Here is a 22,895-nt window from a genome sequence, read left to right on the forward strand (position 1 = left end):
ATGCTGATGCCCCGTCGCGTCAAGCACCGCAAGCAGCACCACCCGAAGCGCACTGGCGTGGCCAAGGGTGGCACGAAGCTGGCCTTCGGTGAATACGGCATCCAGGCGATCGAGGGTCACTACGTGACCAACCGCCAGATCGAGGCAGCGCGTATCGCGATGACTCGTCACATCAAGCGAGGCGGCAAGGTGTGGATCAACATCTACCCCGACGTCCCGCTGACCAAGAAGCCCGCCGAGACCCGCATGGGTTCCGGTAAGGGTTCCCCCGAGTGGTGGGTTGCCAACGTCAAGCCGGGCCGCGTCATGTTCGAGCTCTCCGGTGTCGACGAGACCACGGCCCGCGAGGCGATGCGCCGCGCGATCCACAAGCTGCCCATGAAGTGCCGTTTCATCACGCGAGAGGCTGGTGAGTTCTGATGGCTAACTCCCTGCAGGCGTTCGAGCTGGACGAGCTCACCGACGTCGACCTCGAGGCGAAGCTGCGCGAGGCGAAGGAGGAGCTGTTCAACCTCCGGTTCCAGGCGGCCACCGGCCAGCTGGAGAGCCACGGTCGGCTCCGCACCGTCAAGAAGGACATCGCCCGGATCTACACCGTGGTGCGTGAGCGCGAGCTCGGCATCCGCGTGGCCCCGGGTGCCGAGACCACTGAGGAGGCCTGAGATGGCTACTGAGTCCACCCAGGACACCACCGAGCGCAACACGCGCAAGGTGCGCGAGGGCCTCGTCGTCAGCGACAAGATGGACAAGACCATCGTCGTCGAGGTCGAGGACCGCGTGAAGCACCCGCTCTACGGCAAGGTCATGCGCCGTAGCAGCAAGCTCAAGGCTCACGACGAGCAGAACACCGCCGGCATCGGCGACCGCGTCCTGGTCATGGAGACCCGGCCGCTGTCCGCCACCAAGCGGTGGCGCCTCGTCGAGGTCGTCGAGCGCGCCAAGTGATTCTCGTCTCGTAAGAGACGGATCCGGCAGGCGGCAAACGTCGCCAAATTGACCAAAGGGCGCAGGTCCAGCGACCATTGTTCGCTGGGCCTGTGCCCATCAAATCCCATTACGTTCGGCAAGGCTCGACCGCCCTGGATGCGGTTGAGAACCAGCTCGACAAGGAGAAGTAATGATCCAGCAGGAGTCGCGACTCAAGGTCGCCGACAACACTGGTGCGAAGGAGATCCTTTGCATTCGTGTGCTCGGTGGTTCCGGTCGTCGCTACGCCGGCATCGGCGACACCATCGTCGCCACCGTCAAGGACGCTATCCCCGGTGGCAACGTGAAGAAGGGTGACGTCGTCAAGGCCGTCATCGTGCGCACCGTCAAGGAGCGCCGCCGCGCTGACGGCTCGTACATCCGCTTCGACGAGAACGCCGCCGTCATTCTCAAGAACGACGGCGAGCCGCGAGGCACCCGCATCTTCGGCCCGGTCGGCCGCGAGCTGCGCGACAAGAAGTTCATGAAGATCATCTCGCTTGCGCCGGAGGTGCTGTGATGGGTCGCTCGCACATCAAGAAGGGCGACACCGTCAAGGTGATCGCTGGTAAGGACAAGGGCGGCTCCGGCAAGGTGATCGCTGTCCTCACCCAGGAGGACCGTGTGATCGTCGAGGGCATCAACCTCGTCAAGAAGCACACCAAGGTCCAGGACCAGGGCGGCCGCGCCGGCACCACCGGCGGCATCGTGAACACCGAGGCCCCGATCCACGTTTCCAACGTCCAGCTGCTCGAGGGTGGCGAGCCGGTTCGCGTCGGCTACCGCCGTGAGACGGTCCAGAAGCGTCGCCCCGACGGGTCGACGTACGCCGCCGAGCGCAGCGTTCGCATCTCGCGCAAGACCGGTAAGGACATCTGATCATGACCGACACCGCTGTGGCCCCGCGCCTCAAGACGAAGTACCGCGAGGAGATCGCCCCGGCCCTACAGGCCGAGTTCGAGATCCCGAATGTCATGCAGATCCCCGGTCTGACCAAGATCGTCGTCAACATGGGTGTGGGCGAGGCTGCTCGCGACTCCAAGCTGATCGAGGGCGCTGTCAACGACCTGACCGCGATCACCGGCCAGAAGCCGCTGATCAACAAGGCGAAGAAGTCCATCGCGCAGTTCAAGCTGCGTGAGGGCATGCCGATCGGTGCGCACGTCACGCTGCGCGGCGACCGCATGTGGGAGTTCCTCGACCGCCTGCTCTCGCTCGCGCTGCCCCGCATCAGGGACTTCCGCGGCCTGAACGGCAAGCAGTTCGACGGCAACGGCAACTACACCTTCGGTCTCACCGAGCAGGTCATGTTCCACGAGATCAACCAGGACAAGATCGACCGCTCGCGGGGCATGGACATCACCCTCGTGACGACTGCCACCAACGACGACCAGGGTCGCGCGCTGCTCAAGGCGCTCGGCTTCCCGTTCAAGGAGAACTGAGATGGCGAAGACCGCTCTCAAGGTGAAGGCCGCCCGCAAGCCGAAGTTTGCGGTTCGCGGTTACACCCGCTGCCAGCGCTGCGGCCGCCCGAAGGCTGTGTTCCGCAAGTTCGGCCTGTGCCGAATCTGCCTGCGCGAGATGGCCCACCGGGGCGAGCTGCCCGGCGTCACCAAGTCCTCCTGGTGAGCGATCACCGTTCCAACCACTGACGTTGAAGGTCCTCATGACTTTGTGTCGTGAGGAAACCACTACGAGAAAGGGCCGTTCGGCCAATGACGATGACTGACCCGATCGCAGACATGCTCACTCGTCTGCGTAACGCCAACCAGGCGTACCACGATGCGGTTTCGATGCCGTACAGCAAGCTGAAGCAGGGCGTCGCTGAGATCCTCCAGCAGGAGGGCTACATCACCAAGTACGAGGTGCTGGAGCCCACCGAGGGCCAGGTCGGCAAGACCCTGTCGATCACCCTCAAGTACGGCCGCAACCGTGAGCGCTCGATTGCCGGCGTACGCCGCATCAGCAAGCCCGGTCTGCGTGTCTACGCGAAGCACACCGGTCTCCCGAAGGTGCTCGGCGGCCTCGGCGTCGCGATCATCTCGACGAGCCAGGGTCTGCTGACCGACCGCCAGGCGAACAAGAAGGGCGTAGGTGGGGAAGTCCTCGCCTACGTCTGGTAATCAGGGAAGGGAGAGAAGAGAAATGTCGCGTATTGGCAAGCTCCCCGTCCCGGTTCCGGCCGGCGTGGACGTCACCATCGACGGCCAGGTCGTGGGCGTCAAGGGTCCCAAGGGCTCCCTGTCGCACACCGTGGCCGCCCCGATCACCGTCGAGAAGGGCCAGGACGACGAGGGCCGTGGCGTCCTCGACGTCAAGCGCCCCGACGACAGCCGGGACAACAAGGCCCTCCACGGCCTGTCCCGCACGCTGATCAACAACATGGTCCTGGGTGTCACCGAGGGCTACGAGAAGAAGCTCGAGATCGTCGGCGTGGGTTACCGCGTGCTGTCGAAGGGCCCGACCAAGCTGGAGTTCCAGCTGGGTTACTCCCACTCGATCGTCTTCGACGCGCCCGAGGGCATCACCTTCACCACCGACGGTCCGACCAAGCTCGGTGTCGTCGGCATCGACAAGCAGCTCGTCGGTGAGGTTGCGGCCAACATTCGCAAGCTGCGCAAGCCGGAGCCCTACAAGGGCAAGGGCGTTCGTTACGCCGGCGAGAACATCCGCCGCAAGGTCGGAAAGGCTGGTAAGTGATGGCCATCTCGCTGTCGAACAACAAGCACACCGCTTCCCGTGTCCGCTCGCGCCTGCGTCGTCAGGCCCGCGGTCGCAAGAAGATCGAGGGTACGCCGGAGCGCCCGCGCCTCGTCGTGACCCGGTCGGCCAAGCACATCACCGCCCAGATCGTCGACGACCTGGCCGGCAAGACGCTTGCCTCGGCTTCGACCATCGAGGGCGACCTGCGGTCGGCCTCCGGTGACAAGACCGCCAAGGCCAAGCAGGTCGGCGAGTTGGTTGCGTCGCGTGCCAAGGCCGCTGGGGTGGAGACCGTCGTCTTCGACCGTGCCGGCAACAAGTACCACGGCCGTGTCGCCGCGCTCGCCGATGGCGCGCGCGGGGCCGGTCTGACCTTCTGATCGCAACGATCGAACGAGAGAAGAGGAAAGTCTGATGAGCGGAGCCCAGCGCGGACAGCGTGGTGGCGAGCGCCGAGGTCGCGACGACCGTCGCAACCAGAGCGCCGACAAGACCGCCTACATCGAGAAGGTCGTCGCGATCAACCGAGTTGCCAAGGTCGTGAAGGGTGGTCGTCGCTTCAGCTTCACCGCCCTTGTGATCGTCGGTGACGGTGAAGGTCTGGTCGGCGTCGGCTACGGTAAGGCGAAGGAAGTTCCCGCGGCGATCGCCAAGGGTGTCGAGGAAGCGAAGAAGCACTTCTTCCGCGTTCCCCGCATCCAGGGCACGATCCCGCACCCGGTGCAGGGTGAGAAGGCCGCTGGTGTGGTCCTTCTTCGTCCGGCCGCCCCTGGTACCGGTGTCATCGCCGGTGGTCCGGTGCGCGCCGTCCTGGAGTGCGCCGGCATCCACGACGTGCTGAGCAAGTCGCTCGGTTCGTCCAACCAGATCAACATCGTCCACGCGACGGTGGAGGCCCTCAGGATGCTCGAGACGCCTGAGGCTGTCGCCGCCCGCCGTGGTCTCCCGGTCGAGGACGTCGCCCCCGACGCGCTGCTCAAGGCGCAGGCCGAGGCTACGGCTCCCGCCGTGGAGGTGTCGGCCTGATGGCGCAGCTGAAGGTCCAGCAGAAGAAGGGCCTCGTTGGTCTGAAGCAGAACCAGCGAGACACCCTGCGTACGCTCGGTCTCAAGCGGATCGGCGACGTGGTCGTCAAGGAGGACCGCCCGGAGATCCGCGGCATGGTCCAGACCGTCCGTCACCTGGTGACGGTCGAGGAGGTCGACTGATATGGCACTCAAGGTGCACAACCTGGCGCCGGCTCCCGGTGCCAAGAAGGCCAAGACCCGTGTGGGTCGTGGTGAGGCGTCCAAGGGTAAGACGGCCGGCCGTGGTACCAAGGGCACGAAGGCCCGTTACCAGGTCCCCGCTTACTTCGAGGGTGGCCAGACCCCGATGCACATGCGACTCCCCAAGCTGAAGGGTTTCAAGAACCCCTTCAAGGTGGAGTTCCAGGTCGTCAACCTCGACAAGCTCAACGAGCTTTTCCCCGAGGGTGGCGTCGTCACCCCCGAGACCCTGATCGAGAAGGGTGCTGTCCGCAAGGGCCACCCGGTCAAGGTCCTGGGCCAGGGTGACCTGACCGTCAAGGTCGAGATCAGCGCCAACGCCTTCTCCGGCACTGCCAAGGAGAAGATCGAGGCCGCTGGCGGAACTGTCACGGTTCTCTGACAGTTCTACTAACGTAGAGCCTGTCACGTGGGAGCGCGGCCGGGTCGCCCCTTCGGGGTCCCGACCGCGCTCCCGCTGTTTCAGCCCTACGTGCAAGAACTGCCGTGGGGGCTGTTAGGCTGCCACGGGTTTTCGCATCGGCGCAGGCCCTGCGACCCCTGATTGTCGAAAGAGGAACCATTCGTGCTTGGCGCGTTCGCATCAGCGTTCCGTACTCCGGACCTGCGCAAGAAGCTGCTCTTCGTTCTCTTCATCGTCGTGATCTTCAGGGCTGGGTCCCAGATCCCGGCTCCTGGCGTTCACGTCGCGAACGTCCAGCAGTGTCTTGACGCAGCTCAGACCGGTGACAGCGCCGGCCTCTACAACCTGGTCAATCTCTTCTCCGGTGGCGCACTGCTGCAGTTGACGATCTTCGCGCTCGGCATCATGCCGTACATCACCGCGAGCATCATCCTGCAGCTTCTCGTCGTGGTGATCCCTCGCCTCGAGCGCCTCAAGAAGGAGGGCCAGGCGGGGCAGACGAAGATCACGCAGTACACCCGCTACCTGACCCTCGGTCTCGCGGTCCTGCAGGCCACCGGCATCGTCGCCCTGGCCCGTTCCGGCGACCTGCTCCAGGGCTGCACCCAGCCGCTGCTGCACGACGACGGCACCGCCACCTTCCTGGTCATGGTCATCACCATGACCGCCGGCACCGCGGTCATCATGTGGCTCGGTGAGCTCATCACCGAGCGCGGCATCGGCAACGGTATGTCGATCCTCATCTTCACCCAGGTCGTCGCCACCTTCCCGGCCACCATGTGGGCGGTCAAGAACGACAAGGGCTGGTGGACCTTCGCGATCGTGATCGTCATCGGTCTGGCGATCATGGCGGCGGTCATCTTCATCGAGCAGGCCCAGCGCCGGATCCCGGTCCAGTACGCGCGCCGCATGGTCGGTCGCAAGATGTTCGGCGGCTCCTCGACCTACATCCCGCTCAAGGTGAACCAGGCCGGTGTCATCCCGGTTATCTTCGCCTCGTCGCTGCTCTACCTGCCGGCGATGGCGGCGCAGTTCAACCAGAACGCGCAGAACCCGCCGGTGTGGGTCGACTGGATCAACAACTACTTCGTCCAGGGCGACCACCCGATCTACATGGCGACGTACTTCGCGCTGATCATCTTCTTCACCTACTTCTACGTGTCGATCACCTTCAACCCGCCGGAGGTCGCCGACAACATGAAGAAGTACGGCGGCTTCATTCCAGGAATTCGGGCCGGGAAGCCGACCGAGGACTACCTGTCCTACGTTCTGTCCCGTATCACACTGCCGGGCTCGCTCTACCTCGGTCTGGTTGCGCTCATCCCGCTGATTGCGCTGGCGCTCATCAACGCGAACCAGAACTTCCCGTTCGGCGGCACCTCGATCCTCATCATGGTCGGCGTCGCCCTCGACACGGTGAAGCAGATCGAGAGCCAGCTCCAGCAGCGCAACTATGAAGGGTTCCTCCGATGAGACTGATCATCATGGGCCCGCCTGGAGCCGGTAAGGGCACCCAGGCGAAGTTCATCGCCGAGCACTTCGAGATCCCGGCGATCTCGACCGGCGACATCTTCCGCGCCAACGTCTCCCAGGGCACGCCCTTGGGTGTCGAGGCGGCGTCCTACATGGACAAGGGAGAGTACGTCCCGGACACGATCACGAACCTGATGGTCCGCAACCGCATCGACGAGCCCGACGCAGCCCAGGGATTCCTGCTCGACGGCTACCCGCGCACGCTCGCGCAGGTCGAGGAGCTCGACGGGATGATCAAGTACACCGGCCACGCGCTGGACGCGGTGGTCGTGCTGACGGTCGACAAGGACGAGATCGTGCAGCGGCTGCTTCAGCGTGCCGAGCTCGAGGGTCGCGCCGACGACACCGAGGACGTCATCCGCCGCCGCCAGGAGGTCTACCTCGAGGAGACCGCGCCGCTGATCGAGGTCTACAAGGGCCGCGGCCTGGTCCACGAGATCGACGGCATGGGCGACGTCGACGACGTCACCAAGCGGATCTTCGACGAGCTCGACATCGTCACCGAGTCCTGAGACAAACATCTTGCACGCAACGGGGGAGCAGTGGGCTTCTTGAACAAGGTCCAGATCAAGACCCCTGAGCAGATCGAGAAGATGCGTAAGGCCGGCCTCGTGGTCGGCGAGACGCTCGAGGTGCTCCGGGTCGCCGCGCGGCCCGGAGTCACCCTTCTCGAGCTCGACGCCATCGCCGAGGACTCGATCCGGTCCCGGGGTGGCGTCCCGTCGTTCAAGGGCTACCACGGCTTCCCGGGCTCGATCTGTGCCTCGGTCGACGAGGTCGTGGTCCACGGCATCCCGGGCTCCCGGGTGCTCGCCGAGGGCGACATCATCTCCATCGACTGCGGCGCGATCGTCGAGGGCTGGCACGGCGACGCCGCGATCACGGTGGCCATGGGCTCGGTGCCTGAGAAGGTCTCCGAGCTGATGCGCGTCACCGAGGAGTCCATGTGGCACGGCATCGCCGCTGCCCGCCTCGGCGGACGGGTCACCGACATCTCGCACGCCATCGAGACCTACGTCGACTCCCAGGGCGACTACGGCATCCTCGAGGACTTCAGCGGCCACGGCATCGGCACCGAGATGCACATGGAGCCGTCGGTGTTCAACTACGGCAAGCCCGGCAAGGGCGCCAAGCTGCAGCGTGGCATCGCGCTCGCCGTCGAGCCGATGCTCACCCTCGGTGGCCCCGCGGTCACCACCCTGGACGACGACTGGACCGTCGTCACCGACGACGGCTCCTGGGCGGCCCACTTCGAGCACACCTTCGCGCTCACCTCCGACGGCGCCTGGGTGCTCACCGCGCTCGACGGCGGCGAGGAGATGCTCGGCAAGCTCGGGGTGCCCTGGGGCGGTCACTGAGCCGCGGCATGACCGGGGTCGTGCGCTTCGCGGCAGTGGCCGAGATCGACGCCGATCTCGGGCTGCTCTCCACCGCGGAGCGGGCGCGTCATGAGCGGCTGGTCGCCGACGCCGACAAGCAGGCGTACGCCGCCGCGCACATCCTTGTCCGCGAGTGCGCAGCGGAGCTGCTGGGCACCGCGCGCGACGAGATCGTGATCGAGCAGCGCTGTGCTCGCTGCGGCAGCACCGAGCACGGAGCCCCGTCGGTGTCCGGTGCCGCAGCCGTCCGGGTGAGCCTCAGCCACACCCGGGGCCAGGTCGCCGCGGTTGCGGCTGGCCGACGCTGCGGCATCGACGTTGAGAAGGTCTCGCGCGGGCCCGACCGGGCGCTCTCGCCGCGCGAGGCGGCCTGGGTGGCGGGGCAGGAGGACGCTGCGTACGCGTTCACGCGGTTGTGGGTGCGCAAGGAGGCGCTGGTCAAGGCCGGCCACGGAAGCATGGCGGCGGCGCAGCGCCTCGACGTCCTCGCCGGCGACGTCCCGGCGGGCCAGGTCGGGAAGGTCCGGCTCACCCAGTGGGAGGGCTCAGGATTCCTCGGCGCGGTCGCGATCTGTGCCGACATGTGGACCGAAAACTGATAGGAAACTGAAGGATCCCCGCTCATCAACGCGTTTGACTAGCGGATATGCGACATCACCTGTCAGTTGACAGAGAAAGGGACCTCGGCATCTCGCGTGAGGCCCCGACTGTGAGTAACTTGGTCAGCCCGCGGGGACAGAGAGAGCCCCGTACTCGGGAGGAAGAACCGGATGAGTACGCAGTTGCGACCACCCACGGCGGCGCGACCCAATCCATCAGCACGGACGCGGAGCGCGATCATCGACCGCCTCAGTCCTGAGGACATCGACATGTTCTGGGACCAGATCGCCACCTCGCTCCCGCTCGTCGAGGAGACGGGCGCCGGCGCCGAGGACCATGAGGTGATCGTCACCTTCTGCTGGCGCGATGCCGAGGCCGAGGAGGTGCTCCTCTTCGCCAACAGGCTGACCGACGAGCGTCATCTCACCGAGACGATGCTCGAGCGGAAGGCAGGCACCGACCTGTGGCACGCCTCGTTCCTGATGAAGGGCGACTGGCGGGCGTCGTACTCCTTCCTGTGCAAGCACCCCGGCGAGCCGGCCCCGTGGGAGAGCGAGGGTCAGGTCGAGCTGCGTGCCGTGCTGCACCGCGGCTACCTCGACCCGCTCAACCCCGACTGGTGCCACAACAGGCAGGGCATCAAGCAGTCGGTCGTCTCCCTGCCCGATGCTCCGCTGCAGCCGTGGCTGTTCCGCCGCGACGACGTCGTCGCCGGCACGGTGACCCTGGAAGTGGGTCCTGACGGCCGCGACGTCTGGCTCTACGACCCCGCCGGCGCCGGTCTCAACGTCGACCTGCCACTCGTGGTCGCCCTCGACGGTGAGATCTGGACCGACCACCACTCGCTGCCGACCACGCTCGACAACCTGATCGCCGACGGCCACCTCCGCCACGTACGCTGCGTCCTGCCCGCCTCCGGTGGCCGCGACAAGCGGTGGGAGGAGCTCGCCGGCGGCGAGGGTGCCGACTACATCGTCAACCAGCTGCTGCCGTGGGTGCGCGAGCGTCGCGCGGTCTCTGAGGAGACGTACGTCCTGGGTCAGAGCCTCGGCGGCGTCACCGCGCTGCGCGCCGGCCTGACCTATCCCGAGCACATCCACGGTGTCGCCAGCCAGTCGGCCTCGCTGTGGCTCGACGACCTCGCGGACGCTGTCACGGCGGAGGCGAAGACGCGTGTCCACCTGGCGCACGGCACTCAGGAGTGGGTCCTCGACGAGCTCCACCACGACCTCGTCGACCGTCTCCGCGCGGCTGGGATCGACGTCACCTCCGCCGAGCACAACGGCGGCCACGACTACGCCTGGTGGCGCTCGGCCGTCGCCGACGGCCTGCGCGCGCTGCTGCCGCCGGAATAAGCGACGCCCCGGGGCGGGTTGAGACTTCACGTGAAGCTGAGCGTTCTCGATCTCGTCCCGGTCCGCAAGGACCAGTCCTCCGCAGATGCCCTGGCCGCGACGCTGTCGTTGGCGAAGGTGGCCGACGAGCTCGGGTACGAGCGCTACTGGCTCGCCGAGCACCACAACATGCCGGCGGTCGGGTCGACCAACCCGCCGGTGCTGATCTCGCTGGTGGCCGGCGTCACCGAGCGGATCCGGGTCGGGTCCGGGGGAGTGATGCTGCCCAACCACGCACCGCTGGTGGTGGCCGAGCAGTTCTCGCTGCTCGAGGCGGCGTTCCCGGGGCGGATCGACCTCGGCATCGGCCGCGCCCCGGGGACCGACCCGGTGACCTCCTGGGCGCTGCGTCACGGCGCCGGCGGGGTGAGCGACGACGCGGTCAACCGCTTCCCGGAGTACCTCGACAACATCGTCGCGATGATGGCGCCGGAGGGCGTCGGCCTGATGGCCGGCGGCCGCCAGCACGTCCTGCACGCGACCCCGTCGGCCGCGTCGGTCGCCGAGCTCTGGCTGCTCGGCTCCTCCGACTACTCCGCGCGTCTGGCCGCCGAGAAGGGTCTGCCCTACGTCTTCGCCCACCACTTCGCGGGCAACGGCACCGACACCAAGGCGATGATCGAGCTCTACCGCTCGACCTTCCAGCCCTCCGAGCTCCTCAGCGAGCCGAAGACGTTCCTGACCGTGAACGCGAGCGTGGCCGAGACCTCGGAGGAGGCCGACCGCCGGGCGCTGCCCCAGCTGCTGACCATGCTCAAGCTGCGCACCGGCCAGCCGCTGACCGCGCAGCCCAGCATCGACGAGGCCGAGAAGACGGAGATCCCCGAAGCCCACCAGGGGTTGATCGACACGATGCGTGGCCGTTGGATCATCGGCTCCGCCGCGTACGCGAAGGCCCGCCTGGCCGGGATGGCCGAGGAGTACGGCGTGGACGAGGTCATGGTGAACCCGGTCGGCTCGGCGTACGAGGGCACGGACCCGCGCACCGCGCCGGCCCGTGAGGAGACGCTGCGCCTGTTGGCCAGCTGAGTTGGGCGGCCGCGTAGGATCGGGCCACCTCGTCGGGCGGCGACGGCGCGCCTGAGCCACTTGGGACGAGGGACCTAGGACACTGTCTGCTTCTGGGTGCGTAACTCTGCGCTCGCGCACCGGTTGTGCCAGTCTGATCACCGCTCTGTTTCGTTCTCCACATTTGAAAGTGCCGCCTCATGACACGCTGGAGCCTGCGCTGGTTGAAGCGCCGGGGGCCCCAGACTGCGACGCTCGCTGAGCAGTCAGATCCGGGTCTTGCTCGCTCATTCCCTCCGACCGGGGGTCAGGCCGCGCCTTTTCCGCCGGTGCCATCGAACCCCGCCATGCCACAGCTCTCCTCCACGCCACCTCCCCTCCAGGAGGAAGAGGACGAGGCCTGGCCCGAGATCATGGAGCAGTTCGGGCTCCACCTGATCAGCCTCGCCGAGCAGATGCGGATCTCTCTCGACGGCCTCGAGGCCGACGAGGACGACCCCGATCGGTTGAAGAAGCTCTATGAGGTCGACCACGCCGTCACCCGCATGCGGCGCGCGAGCCGCGACCTGCGTACGCTCGCCGGCCGCGCAGAGGACGAGATGGGTGGCATCGACACCTCGCTGCTGGACATCATCCGGATGGCGCTGTCGGGCATCGAGCGCTACAACCAGGTCTCGATCGGCCGGGTGAGTGACCTCGCCGTCATCGGCTACGCCGCCGACGATGTCTCCTGCCTGATCGCCGCGCTGCTGGACAACGCGACCAAGTACTCCCCGGGTGCGGTGACGGTCAACGTCCACCTGGCCGACGCCGGCGACGTGCTGTTCCGCATCGAGGACACCGGCATCGGCATCCCGGAGCGGTCGGTGGGCCGCCTCAACGCGCTGCTCGCGGGCCCGATCGTGGAGCTGGTCAGCAAGTCCGGGAGCCACACCGGCTTCCCGGTGGTGCACCGGATCGCCCGCAAGTACGACATCGACGTACGCCTCGCGACCCGCCCCGCGCCCGGCAACGGGATGATCGCGATGGTGACGGTCCCGGCCCAGCTCCTGTGCGAGGTGCCGGTCGTCCCGCTCGAGCCGGCCGAGCTGCCGAGGGCCTCGAGCGCGAGCAGCGTCGCGGTCCTGCCTCCCGCCCCGCGGCGGCGTGGACCCCAGTCCGTGCCGCAGCCGGCCGCCCAGCCCGTGCGGCGCGAGATGCGACCGTCCTCGCTCGAGTCGCTGCGCCGGCCGATGCCACCGGCCGAACAGGTTGCGCCACAGACCGGGCAACAGCCCGCGCTGCAACAGCCTGTGCAGCAGCCTGGGCAGCAGCCGGCGGCCCAATTCGCGCCGGCGCCCAGCGAGCAGCCGTCGCCGGATCTCGCCACCGACACCATGAAGACGTCGATCCCGCTTCCCGGCGAGACGGAAGGGACGGATGAGACGAATGAGGCCTCCGTGTCCGCTGAGCAGAGCAGCCCAGTAGAGTCAGGCGCGCTCCCGCGCCGGGAGCCGGTCAGCCTGCGCAGCACGCCGACCGTGCCCGAAGCAGCCGCTGGACCGCAGATGGAAGAGTCCTCGCCCGAGGACCAGTCGGCGGCCCGGTACTCCTTCGCCGACGATCTCGACGCGTTCTCCCTTGGTAGCTAAGACCCAGCAGTGAAAGGAACCCTTTCGTAATGGAAAGCCCGGTCGTCCCCCGCGACCCCAAGGAATTCAGCTGGCTGATCGACAACTTTGCCAGCTCCACCCCCGGTGTGACCCATGCGCTCATCGTCTCCTCCGACGGACTCCCGCTGATCGGTGCCGGCGGCATGTCCGCCAACGTCGCCGACCCGCTCGCCGCGATGACGGCGGGAGTGATCAGTCTCGGCAACAACATCGCGCGCGAGGTGGGAGAGCCCGGCTGTGACCAGGTGATGCTGAAGTTCCACACCGGACACTTCCTCTTCATGGGCATCGGAGACCTCGCGGGCTTCGCCGTCCTTGTCGGCGCCGGTGCCAACCTGGGCGTCGTCGCCCACAAGATGGCCCAGATGGTCGACGCCGTCGGCCACGTACTCACTCCCCAGATGCGCGACGAGCTGCGCCAGATGACGGTCAGCTCGATGGCGGGGGAGCGGGCGTGAGCCAGCAGAACCCTTGGGTACGTCCCTACGTGCTCACCGGCGGCCGCACCAAGACCAACCACCAGCTGTATGTGCACACGCTGGTCTCCTCGGCGCACTTCGACGCGCGCGCGGCGGCGAAGCTGACGCCCGAGTCGCGGAGGCTCTACGACCGCGTACGCCTCGGGCCACAGTCGGTCGCGGAGCTGTCCGCACATTGCGGGATCTCGCTCGGGGTGACGCGCGTGCTGCTCGAGGATCTTGCCTCGACCGAGCACCTGCAGATCAATGAGGGGGCTTACGACTCCCCGTTCGACCACCGTCTGTTGAAGAGAGTTATCGATGGCCTTTCCGAGCTCGGCTGACCGCCCGGCACTGACCGTCACCTCTGCAAAGCTCGTGATCGCGGGAGGGTTCGGCGTCGGGAAGTCGACCCTGGTCGCCTCGGTCTCAGAGATCCCGCCGGTCAACACCGAGGCGTGGATGACGCAGGCCGGTGAGTCGGTGGACCCGCTCTCGGACGCGAGCGCCAAGACGACCACCACGGTCGCGATGGACTTCGGCCGGGTCACCCTCGCCCCCGACCTGCTGCTCTACCTGTTCGGCACCCCTGGCCAGCCCCGGTTCTGGCCGATGTGGGACGACCTGTGCCGCGGTGCCAGCGGTGCCGTCGTACTCGTCGACACCCGCCAGCTCGACGCTTCCTTCCCCGCGGTCAACTACTTCGAGAACGACACCGACGTCCCGTTCATCGTGGCGGTCAACCTGTTCGACGGGAAGCTGACCCACTCTCTGGAGAAGGTGCGCGACGCGCTCTGCCTCGACGAGCGGACGCCACTGGTGACCGTGGACGCCCGCGACCGCAGGTCGACGGCCAAGACGTTGGTCGCCTGCCTGTCGCACACGATGAAAACCACCCCCACACGCGCCTGAGCCCGGAGGCGTCCCAACTCCGAAGGAGTTTCATTGCGCAAGATCCTGATCGTCGGCGCCGGACAGGCGGGCATGCAGCTCGCTCTCAGCCTCCAGGCCGAGGGCTACGAGGTGACGGTCATGTCCGCGCGCACGCCCGATGAGCTGCGCGACGGCTGGCCGACGTCGACGCAGGTCATGTTCGACCCTGCGCTGCAGTACGAGCGCGTCTACGACCTCAACCTGTGGGAGGACGAGGCGCCCCATATCCCCGCGGTCGGCATCTCGGTCAGCCCGGAGCCAGGGGTCCGCGCGCTCAAGTTCGACGGGCCCTGGGAGCCGTACGCCATGTCCGTCGACCAGCGCCTGAAGATGTCCTCCTGGCTGGAGCTGTTCGAGGACCGGGGTGGCCGGATCATCTACCACCCGGTGATGACCTCCGACCTCGCCGGCCTGGCCTCGATGTACGAGCTGACCCTGATCGCGGCCGGCAAGGGCGAGATCGTCGATCTGTTCGACCGCGACCCGGTCCGCTCCAAGTACGACACCCCCGGCCGTGCGCTCTCGGCGATCTACCTCCACGGCATGGTCGAGCCCGACGACTTCCCGGCCGGGAGCATGCGGATCAACGTCGCGCCCGGGGTGGGGGAGCTGTTCGTGATCAGCGCCCTGACCCAGTTCGGGCCGAGCCGGGTCGCGTTCGTCGAGGCGATCCCCGACGGTCCCTTCGACTGCTTCTGGGACCGCCCCCGCCCCGACGAGCACCTGCGCCGGCTGCAGCACGTGATGCTGGAGCACATGCCGTGGGAGGGCGAGCTGATGCTGGACTGCGAGCCCACCGACGCCCGCGCCTCGCTCTCGGGCGCCTTCACCGGCACGATCCGCAAGCCGTACGCCGAGGTCGCGGACGGCACGTTCGTCTTCGGCATGGGCGACGTCGTCGTGGTCAACGACCCGATCGCGGGGCAGGGCTCCAACAACGCCGCCCACTGTGCCGGGATCTACACCCAGGCGATCCTGGAGCGCGGTGACCGGCCGTTCGACCCCGAATGGATGCAGGCGACCTTCGAGACCTTCTGGGAGACCCGTGCCCAGCACTCGACCGGCCTGACCGACGCGCTGCTCAACCCGCTTCCCGACCACGTGCAGCAGGTGCTCGGCGCGGCCACGCAGCACCAGGCGGTGGCGGACCGGTTCACCCGGCTCTTCCCGCACCCCGAGGATCTCGGACCGTTCCTCGGCGACCCGGAGGCGGCGCTCGCGTACGTAGCAGAGGTCGCTCAGGCGGACGCGGCCACCCGGGCTTGACGATTAGGGCATTGCTGTTCTAGGGGTCTAGGCTTGGTAGTCGGTCCAACGTGGGTCTGTCTCGTCGTGCCTCGCGGCTGCCCGGTCAGCGCGCTTCTGTGCGCTCGCGGGTGAGACATGCAGATGGCTTCACGAGGTCCACTCCGAGTTCTCGGAGAGGTTCCCGGACCGCCCGCGGGTCATCCGATCCGTGGTTTGAACGGTAGATGACCGACCAACAGATTGCAGAGGGCATGCCGAAGAAAGAAGGCGTGATCGAGATCGAGGGCACCGTAGTGGAGGCCCTCCCCAACGCCATGTTCCGTGTGGAGCTGAGCAACGGACACAAGGTTCTCGCCCACATCAGCGGCAAGATGCGACAGCACTACATCCGGATCCTTCCTGAGGACCGCGTGGTGGTGGAGCTGTCTCCCTACGACCTGACGCGCGGTCGGATCGTCTACCGGTACAAGTAACCAGCCGACGATCAAGAAAGGGCTGACATGAAGGTCAACCCGAGCGTGAAGAAGATCTGTGACAAGTGCAAGGTGATCCGTCGCCACGGCCGCGTCATGGTTATCTGCGAGAACCCGCGCCACAAGCAGCGCCAGGGCTGAGCCCAGTTCGCAGCAACAACTGAATATTCGCATCGAGTCGCTAGGACGCTGAACCAGATTTCTGGAGTCCGAAGTCACCTCCGGAGCAGAGGCCGGAGCCCGAGGGTGCCACCCCGGGGCGCGACCCGACCGACACCTCTGTCGAAACGTAAGGAACACAATGGCACGCCTCCAAGGTGTTGACCTTCCGCGCGACAAGCGCGTGGAGATCGCTCTCACCTACATCTACGGCATCGGCCGTACCACCTCGCAGAAGCTCCTCGAGGCCACCGGCGTCAACCCGAACACCCGGGTGCACGCTCTGGCTGAGGACGAGCTGGTCAAGCTCCGTGACGAGATCGAAGCCCAGGGCATCCAGACCGAGGGTGACCTCCGTCGTGAGGTCCAGGCTGACATCCGTCGCAAGATCGAGATCGGCAGCTACCAGGGTCGCCGCCACCGTCAGGGCCTTCCGGTCCGCGGTCAGCGCACCAAGACCAACGCGCGCACCCGCAAGGGCCCGAAGCGCACCGTCGCCGGCAAGAAGAAGGCCAAGTGATCCGACGCCTGTACCGGATTTTTCCGGGCAGCGTTGATCCGGCTTTCGCCTCGATCTCACAGACCAGCCAACACAGGAGTTAATGCATGCCTCCGAAGACCCGACAGGGTGCGACGAAGGTTCGTCGCAAGGAGAAGAAGAACGTCGCTCAGGGCGAGGCCCACATCAAGAGCACGTTCAACAACACGATCGTCACGATCACCGACCCGACCGGTGCGGTGATCTCGTGGGCCTCGGCCGGCACCGTCGGTTTCAAGGGCTCGCGTAAGTCCACCCCGTTCGCCGCTCAGATGGCCGCCGAGGCCGCTGGCCGTCGCGCGATGGACCACGGCATGAAGAAGATCGACGTCTTCGTGAAGGGCCCGGGCTCGGGCCGCGAGACCGCGATCCGCTCCCTGGGTGCGATCGGCCTCGAGGTCGGCACCATCCAGGACGTCACGCCGGCTCCGCACAACGGTTGCCGTCCGCCCAAGCGCCGCCGCGTTTGATCCCCACCGAGACATAGAAGGAGACTGAAGAGTAATGGCCCGTTACACCGGACCCATGACCCGCAAGTCGCGCCGTCTCGGTGTCGACCTTGTCGGCAACGACGCGGCGTTCGAGAAGCGCCCCTACCCTCCCGGCCAGCACGGCCGCGGCCGCATCAAGGAGAGCGAGTACCTCCTCCAGCTTCGTGAGAAGCAGAAGGCTCGCTTCACCTACGGCGTGATGGAGAAGCAGTTCGCTTCCTACTACGCCGAGGCCCACCGTCGCGGTGGCAAGACCGGCGACAACCTCCTGGTGCTCCTCGAGGGCCGCCTGGACAACGTCGTCTACCGTGCCGGCTTCGCCCGCACCCGCCGCCAGGCCCGCCAGCTGGTCGTTCACGGCCACTTCCTGGTCAACGGCAAGAAGGTCAACGTGCCTTCGTTCCAGGTCTCGGCTCACGACGTCATCGACGTTCGCGAGAAGTCGCTGGAGATGACCCCGTTCATCGTGGCTCGCGAGACCCACGGCGAGCGCGTCGTCCCGGCCTGGCTCGAGGCTGTCCCGAACCGGATGCGCATCCTGGTTCACCAGCTCCCCGTCCGGGCTCAGATCGACGTCCCGGTCCAGGAGCAGCTGATCGTCGAGTACTACTCGAAGCTCTGATCAGACCCACGCAGTAACCACGGTGAGTCCCCGGCGTTCAAACTTCATAGAAGACGTACGCCGGGGCCTTGCCGCCCCCACAGCCTTCCGTCATCACCCCTTGAAGTTCGGGTCCGTCAAATAGCGGTCGGCCCGGAAAGGACAAATCAGTGCTTATCGCACAGCGCCCCACCCTGTCGGAAGAGTCCGTCGAGGAGTTCCGCTCCCGCTTCGTGATCGAGCCCCTCGAGCCGGGCTTCGGTTACACGCTGGGCAACTCTCTTCGCCGCACCCTGCTCTCCTCGATCCCCGGTGCTTCGGTCACCTCGATCAAGATCGACGGCGTCCTCCACGAGTTCTCGACCATCGAGGGCGTCAAGGAAGATGTCACCGAGATCATCCTCAACCTCAAGGGTCTGGTCGTCTCCTCGGAGCACGACGAGCCCGTCACCATGTACCTGCGCAAGTCCGGTGCCGGTGACGTCACCGCCGCCGACATCGCGCCGCCGGCCGGTGTCGAGGTGCACAACCCCGACCTGAAGATCGCGACGCTGTCCGACAAGGGCAAGATCGAGCTCGAGCTCGTCGTCGAGCGTGGCCGTGGCTACGTCTCCGCCGTCCAGAACAAGGGCGCCGAGAACGAGATCGGCCGCATCCCGGTCGACTCGATCTACTCGCCGGTCCTCAAGGTCAGCTACAAGGTCGAGGCCACCCGTGTCGAGCAGCGCACGGACTTCGACAAGCTCGTCATCGACGTCGAGACCAAGCCGTCGATCGCTCCCCGCGACGCGATCGCCTCGGCCGGTAAGACCCTGGTCGAGCTCTTCGGTCTGGCCCGCGAGCTGAACGTCGACGCCGAGGGCATCGACATCGGCCCGTCGCCGGTCGACGAGCAGCTCGCCGCCGACCTCGCCCTCCCGGTCGAGGACCTGCAGCTGACCGTTCGTTCCTACAACTGCCTCAAGCGTGAGGGCATCCACACCGTGGGTGAGCTCATCTCGCGCTCGGAGCAGGACCTGCTCGACATCCGCAACTTCGGCGCCAAGTCGATCGACGAGGTCAAGCTGAAGCTGCACGAGATGGGCCTGTCCCTCAAGGACAGCGCTCCGGGCTTCGACCCGTCCGCCGCCCTCGCCGCCTACGGCGACGATGACGACGACGCGTTCGTCGAGGACGAGCAGTACTGAGTTTCCACCAAACCGCCCCGTGAGGGGCGTCTACCCCGGTACCTGATACGGCCGGAGAGAAGGAGCAGGCACGATGCCTACCCCGAAGAAGGGTGCCCGTTTCGGCGGTTCGCCCGCGCACCAGAAGCTGATCCTCTCGAACCTCGCCACCGCGCTGTTCGAGAACGGCCGCATCACCACCACCGAGGCCAAGGCTCGGCACCTCCGCCCCGTCGCGGAGAAGCTGATCACCAAGGCCAAGAAGGGTGACCTGCACAACCGTCGCGAGGTCCTCAAGACCATCCGCGACAAGTCCGTCGTGCACACCCTCTTCACCGAGATCGCCGAGCAGTTCGCGGAGCGTCCGGGTGGCTACACCCGGATCACCAAGATCGGTCCCCGCAAGGGCGACAACGCTCCGATGGCTGTGATCGAGCTCGTCAACGAGGCCTACGAGCCGAAGACCAAGGCTGCTCCGGCTGCCGCGGCTCCGGTTGAGGAGACCGCCGCCGACGAGACCGAGGTCGTCGCGACCGAGGCTGCTGCCGAGGAGGCTCCCGCTGAGGAGACCACCACGGACGAGGCCAAGGCCTGATCTGGTTCTGAACTGTGGCCCGTCACCCGCGAGGGTGACGGGCCACTGTCATTTCCCGGCAACCTGCTCGGATCGGGCCAGCAGCCAGCAGATGACTCCGCCGACCACCATGACCACGGTCGTCGCGACGGTCGAGAGGGTCGAGAGCAGCTGCGCGGCGGCGATGTTGTCGAGCGACATGGCCGGCGCCAGCGCGAGCGACAGCGGCACCTGCACCACGATGAGCAGCACGTAGGTGATGGGCAGTCCGAACAGCCAACGGTGACCGGCCCAGGCAGCACACCCCCAGCCGGCCAGCACCAGCATGAGGAACAGTGGTGCGAGAAAGCCGATGACGGCTGGGTTGTAGAAGTCCAGCAGTCGGATGAGGCCGTACCAGAACACCGTGCTCAACAGCCAGGAGAGCATCGGCAGCACGATGCCGAGGAGCCGGCCCGTCGGGGTGCGGGCGATGTACGCCGCGCCGCCCGCCACCACTGCGTACAGCAGCGCGTTGAGCACGATGGTCACGATGTTGGAGATGGACATGCTGGCGATCGTGCCGCCGAGGAGGTACGTCAGGGCGAAGCCGATCAGGGCGATCGCGATCTGCAGGATCAGCACGGCGACGATCACGGCGATGGTGGCGCCCATGGTCGATCGAGGGGCGGGCCCGGTGGTGTGGGTCGGTGGCAGCGGCGTCGGGGGAGGCGGGGGAGGAGGCGGCGCGGCGTGGCTCATGGCAGGCAGCCTGCCGGACTCGCTGTGTACCTGACCACCCCTTTCGGACCGGAGTTGTCAGAGACCGGCTGTCAGAGGCTGGCGAGGAAGGTGATGCCGTCGATGCTGCCGGGCTCGGCGCCCGTGCGGGCGATGTCGTGGACAGCGTGCTGGATGGCCTCGTTGGCGGGCGTCGGGATGCCGTGGAGGCGACCGAGCAGCACGATCTCGCCGGAGAGGTAGTCGATCTCGACGCCGGTGCCGCGGGTGAGGCTCTGCCAGGTCGAGCTGTTGTTGGCGCCGCCGCGTCCGGTGATGTGGCCGGCTCGCCGCGTACGGTCCTGGTCGGCGGTCACGACGCTGATGCCGGCGGCAGCGAGGGCGGCCTCCGCCTCGGCCAGGCAGCGGGCGTAGATCTCCTCGTCACTGGGGCCGGGTGCGATCGCGGCGTTGATGCCGTTGCCGAGGTTGTTGAGGAGCTTGCGGTGCTTCCAGGCCATGATGTCGGCGCGCGGCTCGCTCAGGAACCCCGCCTTGACCAGGTCGTTCGCGATCGCGGTGGCGGTCTCGTCGACGCCGGTGGGGTAGCGGCCGATGTCGAGGATGCCGGGCTTGTTGCCGGAGTCTTGGACGACCGCCCCCGGGGTCAGGAAGGTGGCGGGGAGGATGACATGGATGGCGTACGTCCGGGCGAAGTGCCGCAGGATCCGCGGCTCGTTCGCGACGCCGTTCTGCAGGGAGACGACCGGGGTGCCCGGCGGGGCGTACGCCGCAAGGTCCTCGAGTGCGGCCTCTGTCTGCTGCCCCTTGACGCCGAGGAGCACGACGGTGTCCTCGGTCCAGGCCAGCTGGCTCGCGTCCTCGACGGCGGGGACGTCGAGCAGCAGCACGCCGTCAGGGGTGTCGAGGCTGAGGCCTGCGTCCTGGATCGCGCGGAGGTGCTCGCCGCGGGCCACCAGGGTGACCTCGAGCCCTGCCCTGTGCAGCAGGCCGCCCACGACGCCGCCGACCGCTCCTGCTCCGAAGATCACGTAGCGCATGCGTCGAGTCTGGCAAACGACGTGGTCGCTGCGAGAATGGGCCCGTGCGCATCAGGATCGACCTCGCCTACGACGGCACCATGTTCCACGGCTGGGCGACCCAGCCGGGGCTGCGTACGGTCCAGGGAGAGCTCCAAGCCGCGCTGGCGACCGCGTTGCGGGTGCCGGCGACGGGGGAGCGGTCCCAGGTGTGGGTGACGGTCGCCGGGCGTACGGACTCGGGTGTGCACGCCCGCGGACAGGTCGCCCACTTCGACATCGACGCCGAGGTGCTCGAGTCCTCGCGGGGACGGTCGGAGCAGTCGCCGCTCGACTCGCTGGTGCGGCGCTTGAACGGGATCCTCCCCGCCGACCTGCGCGTTCGTGCCGCGGTCGAGGCACCGGTGGGCTTCAACGCCCGGTTCTCGGCGTTGTGGCGACGCTACGTCTACCGGATCGTGGACGACCCGGCGTACGTCGACCCGCTGCAGCGCGGGCACGTGCTCTACCGGACGCGGCCGCTCGACCTGTCGCTGATGAACGTCGCCTCCGCCGACCTCGTCGGGCTCAACGACTTCGCCTCCTTCTGCAAGCCGCGGGAGGGCGCGACCACGATCCGCGATCTGCGCCAGCTCACCTGGGACCGGCGCCCCGACGGGATCATCGAGGCGACCGTGCTCGCCGACGCCTTCTGCCACTCCATGGTGCGCTCGCTGGTCGGGTGCCTGATGGTGATCGGGGAGGGACGCAAGGACGTCAGCTGGGCCAAGGAGGCGCTGGCCTCGCGCTCGCGGTCCTCGTCGATCCCGATCGCGCCGGCCAACGGTCTGACCCTCGAAGAGGTCGCCTACCCGCCCAACGAGATGCTGGCGGCCCAGCACGAACGCACCATGAATCGCAGAGAGGCGAGCGAGCTTGACCGGGACCGATGACGAGCACTACTTCTCCGCCGACCCGTCGGTGCCCTTCGAGCGGATCCCCGTCTCGACGACCGTGTGGGACATGGACCTGTCGTTGGTCTCCGGGTCGGGCGTCTTCGCCAAGGGACGCCTCGACATCGGCACCTCGGTGCTGTTCAAGGAGACCGAGCCGCCCTCGCTGAAGCCTGGCGCGCGGGTCCTCGACCTCGGCTGCGGCTACGGCATGATCGGGCTCGCGCTGGGTCTCGCGGTGCCGGAGGCGTACGTCACCGGGGTCGACGTCAACGAGCGTGCGGTCCTGCTGGCCAACGAGAACGCGGCGAAGCTGGGTCTGGGTGACCGGTATCGCGCCGCGGCGCCCGCCGAGATCGATCCGGAGACGACGTACGACGAGATCTGGAGCAACCCGCCGATCCGGATCGGCAAGCCGGCCCTCCACGAACTCCTGCTCACCTGGCTCCCGCGTCTCGCCCCCGACGGCCGAGCGGTCATGGTCGTCGGCAAGAACCTCGGCGGGGACTCGCTGCAGCGCTGGATCACCGACCAGGGCTATCCCACCACCCGCATCGGCAGTGCCAAGGGCTTCCGCGTCCTGGAGACCCGCCGCTCCTGAACGGTCCAGATGCCGGTTTCCGCCGTCTCGCGCGTCTCGCGGCCGGGCGCGCGGGGTGCGCTGCCAGACTCCGTCC

Annotated in this window: 35 protein-coding genes; 33 read left to right on the forward strand and 2 right to left on the reverse strand. The window is 67.2% G+C overall.

Annotated elements, in window-relative coordinates; translation table 11 throughout:
• The 31 genes from rplP (at window position 1) to rplQ (ending at window position 19,568) form a co-directional block, all read left to right on the forward strand.
• On the forward strand, window positions 1-420 hold the full coding sequence (gene rplP / locus ABZU72_RS04795; protein ID WP_141806215.1) for a 50S ribosomal protein L16: 420 nt from the start codon (window positions 1-3) through the stop codon (window positions 418-420).
• Window positions 420-662 (forward strand): 50S ribosomal protein L29, encoded by a 243-nt coding sequence (gene rpmC / locus ABZU72_RS04800; protein ID WP_292648878.1) that lies wholly within the window; start codon window positions 420-422, stop codon window positions 660-662. Before rplP ends, rpmC begins: the two co-directional genes overlap by 1 nt.
• A gap of 1 nt (window position 663) precedes the next feature.
• The gene (rpsQ, locus tag ABZU72_RS04805) at window positions 664-945 is read left to right on the forward strand and encodes a 30S ribosomal protein S17 (RefSeq protein ID WP_336734596.1); all 282 of its coding nucleotides are present in this window, start codon (window positions 664-666) and stop codon (window positions 943-945) included.
• Window positions 946-1,117: 172 nt separating this feature from the next.
• On the forward strand, window positions 1,118-1,486 hold the full coding sequence (gene rplN / locus ABZU72_RS04810) for a 50S ribosomal protein L14 (RefSeq protein ID WP_008361015.1): 369 nt from the start codon (window positions 1,118-1,120) through the stop codon (window positions 1,484-1,486).
• Window positions 1,486-1,845 carry a 50S ribosomal protein L24 gene (gene rplX / locus ABZU72_RS04815; RefSeq protein ID WP_091052390.1) on the forward strand — a complete coding sequence of 120 codons (360 nt, stop codon included), beginning with the start codon at window positions 1,486-1,488 and terminating at the stop codon, window positions 1,843-1,845. Before rplN ends, rplX begins: the two co-directional genes overlap by 1 nt.
• A 2-nt stretch (window positions 1,846-1,847) precedes the next feature.
• On the forward strand, window positions 1,848-2,408 hold the full coding sequence (rplE, locus tag ABZU72_RS04820) for a 50S ribosomal protein L5 (protein WP_091052391.1): 561 nt from the start codon (window positions 1,848-1,850) through the stop codon (window positions 2,406-2,408).
• Between the two features lies 1 nt (window position 2,409).
• Complete coding sequence (locus tag ABZU72_RS04825; RefSeq protein WP_017932844.1) at window positions 2,410-2,595, forward strand: type Z 30S ribosomal protein S14; 186 nt, start codon at window positions 2,410-2,412, stop codon at window positions 2,593-2,595.
• Window positions 2,596-2,681: 86 nt separating this feature from the next.
• Window positions 2,682-3,089, forward strand: coding sequence for a 30S ribosomal protein S8 (gene rpsH, locus ABZU72_RS04830; protein WP_040755997.1), 408 nt, complete (start codon window positions 2,682-2,684; stop codon window positions 3,087-3,089).
• Between the two features lie 22 nt (window positions 3,090-3,111).
• Window positions 3,112-3,666, forward strand: coding sequence for a 50S ribosomal protein L6 (gene rplF, locus ABZU72_RS04835; RefSeq protein WP_355017754.1), 555 nt, complete (start codon window positions 3,112-3,114; stop codon window positions 3,664-3,666).
• Window positions 3,666-4,049 carry a 50S ribosomal protein L18 gene (gene rplR, locus ABZU72_RS04840; RefSeq protein WP_355017755.1) on the forward strand — a complete coding sequence of 128 codons (384 nt, stop codon included), beginning with the start codon at window positions 3,666-3,668 and terminating at the stop codon, window positions 4,047-4,049. The genes rplF and rplR overlap by 1 nt, the downstream gene beginning before the upstream one ends.
• A 34-nt stretch (window positions 4,050-4,083) precedes the next feature.
• Window positions 4,084-4,695, forward strand: coding sequence for a 30S ribosomal protein S5 (rpsE, locus tag ABZU72_RS04845; protein WP_160027014.1), 612 nt, complete (start codon window positions 4,084-4,086; stop codon window positions 4,693-4,695).
• On the forward strand, window positions 4,695-4,877 hold the full coding sequence (rpmD, locus tag ABZU72_RS04850) for a 50S ribosomal protein L30 (protein WP_008361029.1): 183 nt from the start codon (window positions 4,695-4,697) through the stop codon (window positions 4,875-4,877). The genes rpsE and rpmD overlap by 1 nt, the downstream gene beginning before the upstream one ends.
• Before the next feature lies 1 nt (window position 4,878).
• Window positions 4,879-5,319, forward strand: coding sequence for a 50S ribosomal protein L15 (gene rplO / locus ABZU72_RS04855; protein WP_091052397.1), 441 nt, complete (start codon window positions 4,879-4,881; stop codon window positions 5,317-5,319).
• A gap of 183 nt (window positions 5,320-5,502) precedes the next feature.
• A complete protein-coding gene (gene secY / locus ABZU72_RS04860; protein ID WP_355017756.1) occupies window positions 5,503-6,813 on the forward strand; it encodes a preprotein translocase subunit SecY in 1,311 nt (436 codons plus the stop codon).
• Entirely contained in the window at window positions 6,810-7,385 is a 576-nt protein-coding gene (locus tag ABZU72_RS04865) for an adenylate kinase (protein ID WP_355017757.1), read from the forward strand. Before secY ends, ABZU72_RS04865 begins: the two co-directional genes overlap by 4 nt.
• 30 nt (window positions 7,386-7,415) lie before the next feature.
• On the forward strand, window positions 7,416-8,231 hold the full coding sequence (gene map / locus ABZU72_RS04870; RefSeq protein ID WP_355017758.1) for a type I methionyl aminopeptidase: 816 nt from the start codon (window positions 7,416-7,418) through the stop codon (window positions 8,229-8,231).
• A gap of 8 nt (window positions 8,232-8,239) precedes the next feature.
• Window positions 8,240-8,851: a 4'-phosphopantetheinyl transferase superfamily protein gene (locus ABZU72_RS04875; protein WP_355017759.1), complete on the forward strand. Its 612-nt coding sequence runs from the start codon at window positions 8,240-8,242 to the stop codon at window positions 8,849-8,851.
• A 171-nt stretch (window positions 8,852-9,022) separates the two neighbouring features.
• A complete protein-coding gene (locus ABZU72_RS04880; RefSeq protein WP_355017760.1) occupies window positions 9,023-10,207 on the forward strand; it encodes an enterochelin esterase domain-containing protein in 1,185 nt (394 codons plus the stop codon).
• Between the two features lie 30 nt (window positions 10,208-10,237).
• On the forward strand, window positions 10,238-11,275 hold the full coding sequence (locus ABZU72_RS04885; protein ID WP_355017761.1) for an LLM class flavin-dependent oxidoreductase: 1,038 nt from the start codon (window positions 10,238-10,240) through the stop codon (window positions 11,273-11,275).
• 326 nt (window positions 11,276-11,601) lie between these two features.
• A complete protein-coding gene (locus ABZU72_RS04890; protein ID WP_355017762.1) occupies window positions 11,602-12,885 on the forward strand; it encodes an ATP-binding protein in 1,284 nt (427 codons plus the stop codon).
• 29 nt (window positions 12,886-12,914) lie between these two features.
• Window positions 12,915-13,364, forward strand: coding sequence for a roadblock/LC7 domain-containing protein (locus ABZU72_RS04895; protein ID WP_091052410.1), 450 nt, complete (start codon window positions 12,915-12,917; stop codon window positions 13,362-13,364).
• Entirely contained in the window at window positions 13,361-13,708 is a 348-nt protein-coding gene (locus ABZU72_RS04900; RefSeq protein WP_355017763.1) for a DUF742 domain-containing protein, read from the forward strand. Before ABZU72_RS04895 ends, ABZU72_RS04900 begins: the two co-directional genes overlap by 4 nt.
• Window positions 13,686-14,276 carry an ATP/GTP-binding protein gene (locus ABZU72_RS04905; protein WP_141806202.1) on the forward strand — a complete coding sequence of 197 codons (591 nt, stop codon included), beginning with the start codon at window positions 13,686-13,688 and terminating at the stop codon, window positions 14,274-14,276. The genes ABZU72_RS04900 and ABZU72_RS04905 overlap by 23 nt, the downstream gene beginning before the upstream one ends.
• Before the next feature lie 33 nt (window positions 14,277-14,309).
• Entirely contained in the window at window positions 14,310-15,563 is a 1,254-nt protein-coding gene (locus ABZU72_RS04910; RefSeq protein ID WP_355017764.1) for a styrene monooxygenase/indole monooxygenase family protein, read from the forward strand.
• Window positions 15,564-15,796: 233 nt separating this feature from the next.
• On the forward strand, window positions 15,797-16,018 hold the full coding sequence (infA, locus tag ABZU72_RS04915) for a translation initiation factor IF-1 (protein ID WP_011757309.1): 222 nt from the start codon (window positions 15,797-15,799) through the stop codon (window positions 16,016-16,018).
• 27 nt (window positions 16,019-16,045) lie between these two features.
• Window positions 16,046-16,159: a 50S ribosomal protein L36 gene (gene rpmJ, locus ABZU72_RS04920; RefSeq protein WP_008361054.1), complete on the forward strand. Its 114-nt coding sequence runs from the start codon at window positions 16,046-16,048 to the stop codon at window positions 16,157-16,159.
• A 160-nt stretch (window positions 16,160-16,319) separates the two neighbouring features.
• On the forward strand, window positions 16,320-16,697 hold the full coding sequence (gene rpsM / locus ABZU72_RS04925) for a 30S ribosomal protein S13 (RefSeq protein ID WP_008361056.1): 378 nt from the start codon (window positions 16,320-16,322) through the stop codon (window positions 16,695-16,697).
• 86 nt (window positions 16,698-16,783) lie between these two features.
• Entirely contained in the window at window positions 16,784-17,185 is a 402-nt protein-coding gene (rpsK, locus tag ABZU72_RS04930) for a 30S ribosomal protein S11 (protein ID WP_091052417.1), read from the forward strand.
• 34 nt (window positions 17,186-17,219) lie between these two features.
• Complete coding sequence (rpsD, locus tag ABZU72_RS04935; protein WP_141806200.1) at window positions 17,220-17,828, forward strand: 30S ribosomal protein S4; 609 nt, start codon at window positions 17,220-17,222, stop codon at window positions 17,826-17,828.
• A 149-nt stretch (window positions 17,829-17,977) separates the two neighbouring features.
• Window positions 17,978-18,994, forward strand: a complete 1,017-nt coding sequence (locus tag ABZU72_RS04940) for a DNA-directed RNA polymerase subunit alpha (protein ID WP_008361061.1) — start codon at window positions 17,978-17,980, stop codon at window positions 18,992-18,994.
• A 73-nt stretch (window positions 18,995-19,067) separates the two neighbouring features.
• Complete coding sequence (rplQ, locus tag ABZU72_RS04945) at window positions 19,068-19,568, forward strand: 50S ribosomal protein L17 (RefSeq protein ID WP_355017765.1); 501 nt, start codon at window positions 19,068-19,070, stop codon at window positions 19,566-19,568.
• 48 nt (window positions 19,569-19,616) lie between these two features.
• Here rplQ and ABZU72_RS04950 read toward each other — a convergent pair whose 3' ends face one another.
• Window positions 19,617-20,288, reverse strand: coding sequence for a hypothetical protein (locus ABZU72_RS04950; protein ID WP_355017766.1), 672 nt, complete (start codon window positions 20,286-20,288; stop codon window positions 19,617-19,619).
• Between the two features lie 71 nt (window positions 20,289-20,359).
• Complete coding sequence (locus ABZU72_RS04955) at window positions 20,360-21,307, reverse strand: 2-dehydropantoate 2-reductase (protein ID WP_355017767.1); 948 nt, start codon at window positions 21,305-21,307, stop codon at window positions 20,360-20,362.
• Between the two features lie 44 nt (window positions 21,308-21,351).
• Between ABZU72_RS04955 and truA the strand changes: the two genes are divergently transcribed.
• Together truA and ABZU72_RS04965 are read left to right on the forward strand one after the other, a co-directional pair.
• Entirely contained in the window at window positions 21,352-22,218 is an 867-nt protein-coding gene (gene truA, locus ABZU72_RS04960; protein WP_355017768.1) for a tRNA pseudouridine(38-40) synthase TruA, read from the forward strand.
• Window positions 22,202-22,819 (forward strand): methyltransferase, encoded by a 618-nt coding sequence (locus ABZU72_RS04965; protein ID WP_355017769.1) that lies wholly within the window; start codon window positions 22,202-22,204, stop codon window positions 22,817-22,819. Before truA ends, ABZU72_RS04965 begins: the two co-directional genes overlap by 17 nt.
• The last annotated feature ends 76 nt before the right edge of the window (window positions 22,820-22,895 follow it).

This window comes from Nocardioides sp. NPDC004968 (genome assembly GCF_040608935.1).
In the GTDB taxonomy this organism is placed as follows: Bacteria; Actinomycetota; Actinomycetes; order Propionibacteriales; family Nocardioidaceae; genus Nocardioides.

What these genes read in the sequence shown, in the direction of transcription:
- rplP (WP_141806215.1), top strand. Translation starts at nt 1, where the DNA reads ATGCTGATGCCCCGTCGCGTCAAGCACCGCAAGCAGCACCACCCGAAG.
- rpmC (WP_292648878.1), top strand. Translation starts at nt 420, where the DNA reads ATGGCTAACTCCCTGCAGGCGTTCGAGCTGGACGAGCTCACCGACGTC.
- rpsQ (WP_336734596.1), top strand. Translation starts at nt 664, where the DNA reads ATGGCTACTGAGTCCACCCAGGACACCACCGAGCGCAACACGCGCAAG.
- rplN (WP_008361015.1), top strand. Translation starts at nt 1,118, where the DNA reads ATGATCCAGCAGGAGTCGCGACTCAAGGTCGCCGACAACACTGGTGCG.
- rplX (WP_091052390.1), top strand. Translation starts at nt 1,486, where the DNA reads ATGGGTCGCTCGCACATCAAGAAGGGCGACACCGTCAAGGTGATCGCT.
- rplE (WP_091052391.1), top strand. Translation starts at nt 1,848, where the DNA reads ATGACCGACACCGCTGTGGCCCCGCGCCTCAAGACGAAGTACCGCGAG.
- ABZU72_RS04825 (WP_017932844.1), top strand. Translation starts at nt 2,410, where the DNA reads ATGGCGAAGACCGCTCTCAAGGTGAAGGCCGCCCGCAAGCCGAAGTTT.
- rpsH (WP_040755997.1), top strand. Translation starts at nt 2,682, where the DNA reads ATGACGATGACTGACCCGATCGCAGACATGCTCACTCGTCTGCGTAAC.
- rplF (WP_355017754.1), top strand. Translation starts at nt 3,112, where the DNA reads ATGTCGCGTATTGGCAAGCTCCCCGTCCCGGTTCCGGCCGGCGTGGAC.
- rplR (WP_355017755.1), top strand. Translation starts at nt 3,666, where the DNA reads ATGGCCATCTCGCTGTCGAACAACAAGCACACCGCTTCCCGTGTCCGC.
- rpsE (WP_160027014.1), top strand. Translation starts at nt 4,084, where the DNA reads ATGAGCGGAGCCCAGCGCGGACAGCGTGGTGGCGAGCGCCGAGGTCGC.
- rpmD (WP_008361029.1), top strand. Translation starts at nt 4,695, where the DNA reads ATGGCGCAGCTGAAGGTCCAGCAGAAGAAGGGCCTCGTTGGTCTGAAG.
- rplO (WP_091052397.1), top strand. Translation starts at nt 4,879, where the DNA reads ATGGCACTCAAGGTGCACAACCTGGCGCCGGCTCCCGGTGCCAAGAAG.
- ABZU72_RS04865 (WP_355017757.1), top strand. Translation starts at nt 6,810, where the DNA reads ATGAGACTGATCATCATGGGCCCGCCTGGAGCCGGTAAGGGCACCCAG.
- ABZU72_RS04875 (WP_355017759.1), top strand. Translation starts at nt 8,240, where the DNA reads ATGACCGGGGTCGTGCGCTTCGCGGCAGTGGCCGAGATCGACGCCGAT.
- ABZU72_RS04880 (WP_355017760.1), top strand. Translation starts at nt 9,023, where the DNA reads ATGAGTACGCAGTTGCGACCACCCACGGCGGCGCGACCCAATCCATCA.
- ABZU72_RS04890 (WP_355017762.1), top strand. Translation starts at nt 11,602, where the DNA reads ATGCCACAGCTCTCCTCCACGCCACCTCCCCTCCAGGAGGAAGAGGAC.
- ABZU72_RS04895 (WP_091052410.1), top strand. Translation starts at nt 12,915, where the DNA reads ATGGAAAGCCCGGTCGTCCCCCGCGACCCCAAGGAATTCAGCTGGCTG.
- ABZU72_RS04905 (WP_141806202.1), top strand. Translation starts at nt 13,686, where the DNA reads ATGGCCTTTCCGAGCTCGGCTGACCGCCCGGCACTGACCGTCACCTCT.
- infA (WP_011757309.1), top strand. Translation starts at nt 15,797, where the DNA reads ATGCCGAAGAAAGAAGGCGTGATCGAGATCGAGGGCACCGTAGTGGAG.
- rpmJ (WP_008361054.1), top strand. Translation starts at nt 16,046, where the DNA reads ATGAAGGTCAACCCGAGCGTGAAGAAGATCTGTGACAAGTGCAAGGTG.
- rpsM (WP_008361056.1), top strand. Translation starts at nt 16,320, where the DNA reads ATGGCACGCCTCCAAGGTGTTGACCTTCCGCGCGACAAGCGCGTGGAG.
- rpsK (WP_091052417.1), top strand. Translation starts at nt 16,784, where the DNA reads ATGCCTCCGAAGACCCGACAGGGTGCGACGAAGGTTCGTCGCAAGGAG.
- rpsD (WP_141806200.1), top strand. Translation starts at nt 17,220, where the DNA reads ATGGCCCGTTACACCGGACCCATGACCCGCAAGTCGCGCCGTCTCGGT.
- rplQ (WP_355017765.1), top strand. Translation starts at nt 19,068, where the DNA reads ATGCCTACCCCGAAGAAGGGTGCCCGTTTCGGCGGTTCGCCCGCGCAC.
- ABZU72_RS04950 (WP_355017766.1), bottom strand. Translation starts at nt 20,288, where the DNA reads ATGAGCCACGCCGCGCCGCCTCCTCCCCCGCCTCCCCCGACGCCGCTG.
- ABZU72_RS04955 (WP_355017767.1), bottom strand. Translation starts at nt 21,307, where the DNA reads ATGCGCTACGTGATCTTCGGAGCAGGAGCGGTCGGCGGCGTCGTGGGC.